Source organism: Methanospirillum hungatei, assembly GCF_020216685.1.
Taxonomy (GTDB): Archaea; Halobacteriota; Methanomicrobia; order Methanomicrobiales; family Methanospirillaceae; genus Methanospirillum; species Methanospirillum hungatei_B.
In genome coordinates this window covers 1-7,642 of sequence record NZ_JAIWNS010000220.1, presented here as the reverse complement: position 1 = coordinate 7,642, position 7,642 = coordinate 1, and the positions used below count along the sequence as shown (strand labels likewise).

9 protein-coding genes and 2 pseudogenes are annotated in these 7,642 nt (G+C 46.0%); 7 read left to right on the top strand and 4 right to left on the bottom strand.

The features are described 5' to 3' along the window. A pseudogene (locus LDL35_RS13260) lies at positions 1 to 255 on the bottom strand (hypothetical protein); the annotation flags it as partial. Positions 256 to 504: 249 nt separating this feature from the next. On the opposite strand from LDL35_RS13260, the gene LDL35_RS13255 reads away from it, so the two are divergent. Together LDL35_RS13255 and ribB are read left to right on the top strand one after the other, a co-directional pair. Then, positions 505 to 1,170, top strand: coding sequence for a DUF120 domain-containing protein (locus LDL35_RS13255; protein WP_304023256.1), 666 nt, complete (start codon positions 505 to 507; stop codon positions 1,168 to 1,170). Continuing rightward, positions 1,167 to 1,886, top strand: a complete 720-nt coding sequence (gene ribB / locus LDL35_RS13250; protein ID WP_304023255.1) for a 3,4-dihydroxy-2-butanone-4-phosphate synthase — start codon at positions 1,167 to 1,169, stop codon at positions 1,884 to 1,886. The genes LDL35_RS13255 and ribB overlap by 4 nt, the downstream gene beginning before the upstream one ends. A 9-nt stretch (positions 1,887 to 1,895) precedes the next feature. Here ribB and LDL35_RS13245 read toward each other — a convergent pair whose 3' ends face one another. Continuing rightward, entirely contained in the window at positions 1,896 to 3,011 is a 1,116-nt protein-coding gene (locus LDL35_RS13245; protein WP_304023252.1) for a flippase-like domain-containing protein, read from the bottom strand. A 90-nt stretch (positions 3,012 to 3,101) separates the two neighbouring features. Between LDL35_RS13245 and LDL35_RS13240 the strand changes: the two genes are divergently transcribed. Both LDL35_RS13240 and LDL35_RS13235 read left to right on the top strand, forming a co-directional pair. Continuing rightward, the gene (locus LDL35_RS13240) at positions 3,102 to 3,824 is read left to right on the top strand and encodes a glycosyltransferase family 2 protein (RefSeq protein WP_304023250.1); all 723 of its coding nucleotides are present in this window, start codon (positions 3,102 to 3,104) and stop codon (positions 3,822 to 3,824) included. A gap of 52 nt (positions 3,825 to 3,876) precedes the next feature. Then, positions 3,877 to 4,314 (top strand): DNA-binding protein, encoded by a 438-nt coding sequence (locus LDL35_RS13235; RefSeq protein WP_304023247.1) that lies wholly within the window; start codon positions 3,877 to 3,879, stop codon positions 4,312 to 4,314. Positions 4,315 to 4,323: 9 nt separating this feature from the next. Here LDL35_RS13235 and cofC read toward each other — a convergent pair whose 3' ends face one another. Next, positions 4,324 to 4,956 carry a 2-phospho-L-lactate guanylyltransferase gene (gene cofC / locus LDL35_RS13230; RefSeq protein ID WP_304023245.1) on the bottom strand — a complete coding sequence of 211 codons (633 nt, stop codon included), beginning with the start codon at positions 4,954 to 4,956 and terminating at the stop codon, positions 4,324 to 4,326. Positions 4,957 to 5,053: 97 nt separating this feature from the next. Here cofC and cofG point away from each other — a divergent pair. The 3 genes and pseudogenes from cofG to LDL35_RS13215 form a co-directional block, all read left to right on the top strand. After that, positions 5,054 to 6,019, top strand: a pseudogene (cofG, locus tag LDL35_RS13225) (7,8-didemethyl-8-hydroxy-5-deazariboflavin synthase CofG); the annotation flags it as partial. 3 nt (positions 6,020 to 6,022) lie between these two features. Next, positions 6,023 to 6,748: a phosphoribosylaminoimidazolesuccinocarboxamide synthase gene (purC, locus tag LDL35_RS13220; RefSeq protein WP_304023258.1), complete on the top strand. Its 726-nt coding sequence runs from the start codon at positions 6,023 to 6,025 to the stop codon at positions 6,746 to 6,748. A gap of 159 nt (positions 6,749 to 6,907) precedes the next feature. Next, positions 6,908 to 7,198 (top strand): ferredoxin-thioredoxin reductase catalytic domain-containing protein, encoded by a 291-nt coding sequence (locus LDL35_RS13215; protein ID WP_304023242.1) that lies wholly within the window; start codon positions 6,908 to 6,910, stop codon positions 7,196 to 7,198. A gap of 163 nt (positions 7,199 to 7,361) precedes the next feature. Here LDL35_RS13215 and LDL35_RS13210 read toward each other — a convergent pair. Continuing rightward, positions 7,362 to 7,642 (bottom strand): type II toxin-antitoxin system VapC family toxin (locus LDL35_RS13210; RefSeq protein WP_304023239.1); only part of this gene is annotated, 281 nt, incomplete at its 5' end.

The following is a 7,642-nucleotide window of genomic DNA, read 5'->3' as shown; positions in this document are numbered from 1 at the left end:
GCACAGGGCAATCTCTTCATCATCAAACCTGAGAAAAGGACAGGCAAGTGATCTTTTATCAAGAATTGTCGTAGAGGAAAAAATTTCCCTTTTATCCTGGTCGATGGTTACAACCTGCTGAACTCCGGTGATCAGGTACTGGATCCGATATTCAAACGATCCGATCTGTTCGATGATACCAAAAACATCGCCCATGAAACTGCAGCAATGTCCACACCGGTTACAGGTATCTGGTGATGAATGAGATTCGGGCATGATATTTAAGAGCTGGTCAGGTTCACTGAACTGGTAATTACGTCGTGTTTAATCAAATTCCCTATGACTTCACCATTCAGAGATGGAAGATAGAGAATCTCATAGTACTCATGTGTATGGTGATATATGAAACGATGTGTTGTCCTTGTCTGGTTGGAACTTCGGGGATCAATACTGGGATCATATCACTTATGATATCATCTCCATATATGGAAACACATTAATAGGATCCATCTCACATATGATATCATGGTTACTCCGGAGGATCTGGAATGTCTGAAACGGATCGCCCTCATGGGTGGTCTGAACACTCCGGTTTTCCTCAAAACGATAAGCCTTGGATCTGAACTCGGATTCAGTCCCCAGACGGCATCACGAAGGTTGCGCTCGCTTGAGCAGCAGGGTTTCATCAGCCGGACTTTGGGAACTGACGGACAACAGGTTACCATAACACATGGCGGGGAAGATGCTCTCCGGCAGGAATACTGTGATTACTACCGCCTGTTTGGCCGGCAGGAAAAATCTCTGATGCTGAATGGAACCGTTCAGTCAGGTCTTGGAGAAGGAGCGTATTATATGAGCCTTCAACCCTACGCTGATCAGTTCCAGGGAATCCTTGGGTTTACCCCATTTCCCGGCACGTTGAATATCCGCCTTCTCCCTGGTGCAACACTTCAGAGAAAGCGTCTTTCAAGTGCAGAGTGGAAGGTTGTGCAGGGATTTGAGTCAGAAGGACGGACATTTGGAGATGTCCGGTGTCTTCCCTGTTTTATCAGGGATGTTCCCTGTGGTATTATCATTCCCGGGCGGACCCATTATCCGGAAGAACTTATCGAGGTCGTCGCTCCTGAAGGCCTTCGAAAACGGTTCTCTTTAAAAGATGGTGATGAAGTAACAATTGAGGTGACATTATGACAAAAGACGCATTTACTGCACTCAGGCAGGGTGAGATGGTCCTGCTGTATGATTTTGATGACCGTGAACGTGAGACCGATTTTGCAATGCGGTCTGATATGATAACTCCCCGCGACATCTGCCGGATGCGAAATGATGCTGGCGGACTTATCTGTACGGCAATACCCTTCCTGGCAGCCAAGAAACTGGGTCTTCCATTTGCCCGTGAAGTGCTCCGAAACTGCGCCATGGTTGAAAAACTGGGTGATATCCCCTACGACCCGTCTAATAATTCCTCGTTCTCACTCTGGGTCAATCATAGGGATACGTTCACCGGGATTACTGACCGTGACCGGACAAAAACCGTAAATGCACTGGCTGAAGTGGTTCATGCGGTCATGAACGGAGAGCCCTCCTCATTCAAGGATCAGTTCAGAACTCCGGGTCACATGCCGGTTCTTATTGCGGCTGAGCATCTCTTGTCCCAGCGTCATGGTCAGACTGAACTGTCGGTCGCCATGGCAGAGATGTCTGGTATTATCCCAAGTATCACCATCTGTGAGATGCTTGATGATGATTCAGGATATGCTCTCTCTAAAGAAGATGCAATACGATATGCAAAACGTCATGACCTTGCCTTTATAGAAGGTTCAGAGGTGCTTGACCGGTGGGAGAAGGTAGCGTATCCAAAACCACAATGCACCGGACCAGTAACCGCAGCAGTACACCGTATTTAATCCTCTTCGTCACCTCTTTTCTTCCTCTGGTTGTGGTGTGTCAGAGGTCATCTCTTCTGAATCTTCTGTTCTGCAGGATATCTCCCGGTGAACAATACACATCCCTGCAATAACTCCCAGGATAATATTCAGGTAAAACGTCACAAACCGCCAGAGCAGGACAAAAATTCCAAGCATCCCTGCCGGAACAATCAATGCATACAGAGAACTGGTGGAGAGTTCGGTGATACCTGATGATCCAGGAGTGGTCGGGATCATCATGATGATGGCAATAAGAATCTGAAAGAAAAAGGAGAGGATTATATGGGGGTCCAGTCCAAGACCCATCAGGATAACAGATGCAACCATAAATTCTGTCACCCAGAAAAATCCAGTCGCAATTCCTCCGAGAAGAAGGCCCCATCGTGCCGGTCCTGCAAACCGTGAAAAGCAGGTAAAAAAGTTATCAATCTCTGTGTCTGCACACGCACAGATCTTTGACGATGAAAGTCGTGTATGAGATAATTTTTCAGTGATCCACGATACCAGACGGAGAATCAGACATTTCATGGGGATCGGGTATCGCATGGCAAGAAAGGGTATGAAAAGGAAGCTGAGTAGAAAGACCCAGGCGGCGATGATGAGGATGATAAGACTTGTGCTGAATGTACTCCATATCTCCCGCGTCATGAGCATAATGATGACCCCCATGCATGTCAGAATGATGCCGTCCAGTACCCGCTCCATGATGACAACCGCAGTCGCATCCCCTACCTTCACTCCGGTCCGGTAGAGTTCATGTACCCTGACCGGCTCTCCTCCGGCCTGACCGGGAGTTATTGTACCTGCCAGTAATCCTGCAAGAACCATATTCAATGAGTAGAAAAACCCGACATGATACCCAAGAGATCGGGACATGAGGACTATCCGAAGCCCCCAGAGTGCCAGGGCGAGAATACGAAAACCGATGGCCAGAATAAGGAAGAGCAGATTAAACGAGAGAATATATTGAATCGTCTCTTCGGTAAACGTGGCTCCGAATACGATAATAATGACCGATAAACTGAATACAAGTGATATTGCAAACAATCCACGGGATGAAATCTTCACACCATTCTCCTTTTGGATAACATCCGGATGTGTCATGAATACGGATCCTGAATAAACCTTCTATGTAAGAGGGTAGCAGTATAAGATAATACTGGAGCATTCATATCCTAACATGCATATGATATCATGATATCCGTCGTAATTCCTGCATATAATGAAGAGAAAAGAATAAAAAGAAGCCTTGAGGCATTATCTCATCAGACCATACCGCGTGATGACTATGAAATAATCGTTGTAGATGGTGGTTCGCATGATAAAACATGTGATATTGCCGAAGATTATGCTGATATGGTCTTTGTTCAGGAGTCTGAACGGGTTGCAGGGGCAAGAAATGATGGATTTCTTCGTGCCCGATCCAATCTGGTTGCGACTACCGATGCAGATAGTATTGTTGCACCGGACTGGGTTGAGCATGCTGTCAGGTCTTTGTCTGAACCAGGTGTTGTTCTCTCCTTTGGGCCGGTCACACCAATTGAAAAGAATGATATCAATAAACGATACGCTCTCCTGTTTAATGGCCTTATGAAATTCGGAGCTCATTCGAAACTGTATTATTATACCCTTGGATGCAATACGGCTTTCCAAAAAGATGCTCTTCTTAAGGCAGGAATGTACCGGATAATGGACGCCGGAGATGACCTGGAGATTGCTGTCCGGATGCGGAAGATGGGAAAAGTAAAATTTGCTCCGGATATGAAGGTCGGTTTTGATTTCCGCAGGTATCATGAGTTCGGGTTTTGGAACACCCTGTATGAGTGGTATTATATCGTCCTTCAGGGTGGGATATCAGATAAGTACTCCTACACCAGACGGGAGTATCATGATGACGACATCATGCAGGGGAAATGAACCTTTCTCATGAACCAGTGAGCTCAAATCGTCTCATGTAAAATAATTATCAATGAAATATACTTCCGGAACCTGTGGAAGGATCTTTTACCTCCATATCGAGCATGGTGAAGATCCGATACAGACAATTAATGCATTTGTCAGGGAACATGAGATCAAGGCAGGTATCATTCACTTCATCGGGGCAGTAAAGAACGCAAAGCTGGTAACCGGCCCTGAAGTTGATCATCTCCCTCCGATCCCTCACTCAGAATCAGTTGTTCTGGCTCACGAACTGATCGGGACCGGTTTTATCAGATCCGGAGATGATGGTCCTGCCATACACCTCCACATTTCTGCAGGAAGAGGAGATCAGGTACTCACCGGATGTCTCAGGGGTGAGGCGGAGGCATTTATCCTGGTTGAAGTGATGATCATCGAATGCCTGGGAATGAATATCCCGATGATTTATAGCAAAGATACCGGACTGATGTTGCCTGATCCGAAATAGACGGGATGCTCACTCAAACCCGGGTCTTTTCACTCCGATTCTACTCTTTTTCATGGCGATCTCGAATCCATGACTGATAAGCCATTCCCGCGAATGCCCGGTATTATGGATGAACACCTCGATGAGATCATCCTGCTCATCAACGTCACAATAGAGTCTGAATGAATCGATGATCTTAACCATCAGACCTGCCTCAGTTCCATATCTGACATGCTTCTCAAAGCTCATGCCATAATACTGCGCCTGGAACATCTTCGCAGATCGTACATAAATTGCATTGGTTCCCCCTCCCCGACCAGGAGCAATAGCAAGATCGCCCCCTGACGTAAGAAGGGTAATGATTGATGAACGGTCTGCAAGAGCAAGATCTGCCATGACAATTGCCAGAGGCTCATCATTTCCTTCGCAAAACCCATTTATTGTTTCATTGAGGCCTTCCTCCAGTATTCTGACCGGCACATCGTCAAGTTCGACCGGTGCGGTTGCAAGGATGAGGGGAGAACAGCCTGCATTTTTTACAGCATGAACCACGTCCCGAAGCATCATGAGAGCAAAATCTTCCCGTTCTTTTTCGGTCAGAATACAGGAGAGCCGGGTCTTGGGCTGAATGGGTTTATAGGGAATGACAACTGGTATCCGCATCTCTGAAACAAACGTTACCATCAGGAATGGAAAAAGGGATCGTCATATCCCTGCAGGTTCAAAACCACCATAAGGATCTCATGCACAAAGCTGTTGTATCATGTCACCGGTAATTACATATTCGCGGAATGTTTTTCTGCCCCTTACCTTTGTCTGCAGAAATGTCTGCGGGTACTGTATCTTCCGTCGCCCGCCTGGAGAAGGGTGCGTTCTTTCACCGGATGAGGTCATACGGGTTCTTAAGCGCGGGGCAGAGGCCGGATGCACTGAGGCACTCTTTACCTTTGGGGAGCATCCTGAAGAGGTGGCAGGTTTTATGCCCTTCCTTGAGCAGTACGGCTTTACTTCGATCCTGGAATACTGTCATGCAATGGCAGAAGAGGCCCTTCGTCTTGGTCTTCTTCCACATACCAATGCCGGGATTATGACTGCTGACGAGATGAGGTATCTTGCTGATGTCAATGCCAGTATGGGACTTATGCTTGAGACCACCGCTGATATCCCGGCGCACCGGAACTGCCCGGGGAAAGAACCTGCCCGGCGTATTGCCATGATTGAGGATGCCGGCAGACTGAAAATTCCGTTCACTACCGGCATTTTAATCGGTATCGGTGAAACCCGGTCAGACCGGCGGGAATCACTTGAGGTAATCGCCGGTCTTCACCGTAAATATGGTCATATCCAGGAGATCATCATTCAGAACTTCTGCCCAAAGCCAGGTACTGATATGAGTGCATTTCCTGGAGCAACCCTTCAAGATATGCAGGAGACGGTCCGGATGGCAAAAGAGATCCTCCCATCTGATATTGCCATTCAAATTCCTCCAAATCTTGCCGACGCTGCACAAATTCTCCCCTGTGGGGTGACAGATCTTGGGGGTATCTCACCGGTGACGATTGACTATGTAAACCCTGAGCATCCCTGGCCGGCTTTCGACGAACTTGTGGCCCTTACGAAAGGGTTTACACTGAAAGAACGTCTCTGTATTTATCCGGAGTATATCCGGAGAGGGTGGTACCACCCACGGCTCAGGGATTGTATCATCAGTCTTGAGAACACAATACATATGAGAGGTACATCCGTGATACCGGCAAAACCCCTGTATGAGGGGAAAGCAAAATCAGTTTATGCCAGTGAGAGTCCTGATGAACTGATTGTTGTCTTTCGAAATGATATGACCGCCTTTAACGGGGTCAAGCATGACCAGTTTACTGACAAGGGAAGACTCAATGCAACGGCGTCTGAATTTTTCATGAAGATGCTTGAGGCTGAAGGGATTCCAACTCATTATTTACGGATGTCTGCACCAGACACCATGATCGTCCGTCGGCTGGAGATGATCCCGCTTGAGGTCATTGTCCGGAATGTTGCTGCCGGTTCCATGACCAAGAAATATCCGGTTAAGGAAGGAATGGTGCTGGATCGCCCGGTGGTCACTATTGATTATAAAGATGATGAGCGCGGCGATCCTATGATCAATGATGATCTTATCGAGGTTCTGCATATTCTGACTGCTGATGAGCTTCGAAAGGTTAAGGAGATGGCCTTACATGTAAACAAGGTCCTAACCCGGTTCTTTGATGAGTGTGGTATCAGGCTTGTCGACTTTAAGCTTGAGTTTGGAAAGTCAGGAGGCACTATCTACCTTGGTGATGAGATCAGCATGGATTCCATGCGGAAAAAAAAAAAAAAAACCGGAGAGTCATTTGATAAGGATGTGTACCGGTTTGACAAAGGTGATGTTATTACCGCGTACCGGAATGTTCTCAAACGGATAATTCCGGATTCATGAGTATAATAGTCAGGGTATCCTGCTAAGATGAACCATACCCTGACAAATCTCTTTTCCCGAAGATATGAGGATGATCTGATCCCCTGATTGGAGTGAGTCCATAAAAAGTTTTTTACCTTATGCTCCATTATATTGAAGTCTGTGTGAGTTGACTCTTACATGGGAGATCCTGTGGCAGAAACTGAAGAAGAAATAAGAAGTTGGGCTCTGGAGTATTCCCGATCGAAAGGATGGGTCCTGAACCCTGATGAAAAACAGGCAAATGCAGTGATCAAGGGATTAGCCCGTCTTTCTGAAAAGTACGGTGAACGGTATTGTCCCTGTCGTATCAGATCCGGCGATAAGGAGAAAGATAAGGCTATCATCTGTCCCTGTGTGTATCATGTACATGAGCTTGAGCAGGCTGGTCATTGTACGTGTAATTTCTTTTACGATCCTGAATACCTGTGATATTCCGGCTTATCCGGAATAATTATTTTTATCTAACCTTTTTAATAACTGAAATGAGAATGACTATTAAAAAATTTCGCTCTAGCATTGTATCTTCGTGTTGATTCTTTATTGGTTTATGATGTTGAAATCTAATGCTTTTGTATACAACCGACATACGGCATTAAGATTCAAATGGGTTTATAATTTCTATCCCATTAACTGATGAAAAATCTTTGTAATTCCTTGTTACCAGAGTCGCTGAGAGGTTAATGGCTGTGATAGCAATTACAGCATCAGGAAGTTTTATATTCGATTTTTGTCGAATCTGAATGGCATGATTTGCAACCGCTTCATCAACTGGAATCACAGTACTAAATTTGAGGAGATCATTCGTCAGTCTGTAACTTCCTTCGGTATGTTTATTCCATCCTAAAACTTCTATCCTGCTAATTATTGAGGTAA

Bases quoted from the DNA above. Each gene is read 5' to 3' on its own strand.
- LDL35_RS13255 (WP_304023256.1), top strand. From the start codon at position 505: ATGGTTACTCCGGAGGATCTGGAATGTCTGAAACGGATCGCCCTCATG.
- ribB (WP_304023255.1), top strand. From the start codon at position 1,167: ATGACAAAAGACGCATTTACTGCACTCAGGCAGGGTGAGATGGTCCTG.
- LDL35_RS13245 (WP_304023252.1), bottom strand. From the start codon at position 3,011: ATGACACATCCGGATGTTATCCAAAAGGAGAATGGTGTGAAGATTTCA.
- LDL35_RS13240 (WP_304023250.1), top strand. From the start codon at position 3,102: ATGATATCCGTCGTAATTCCTGCATATAATGAAGAGAAAAGAATAAAA.
- LDL35_RS13235 (WP_304023247.1), top strand. From the start codon at position 3,877: ATGAAATATACTTCCGGAACCTGTGGAAGGATCTTTTACCTCCATATC.
- cofC (WP_304023245.1), bottom strand. From the start codon at position 4,956: ATGCGGATACCAGTTGTCATTCCCTATAAACCCATTCAGCCCAAGACC.
- purC (WP_304023258.1), top strand. From the start codon at position 6,023: ATGAGAGGTACATCCGTGATACCGGCAAAACCCCTGTATGAGGGGAAA.
- LDL35_RS13215 (WP_304023242.1), top strand. From the start codon at position 6,908: ATGGGAGATCCTGTGGCAGAAACTGAAGAAGAAATAAGAAGTTGGGCT.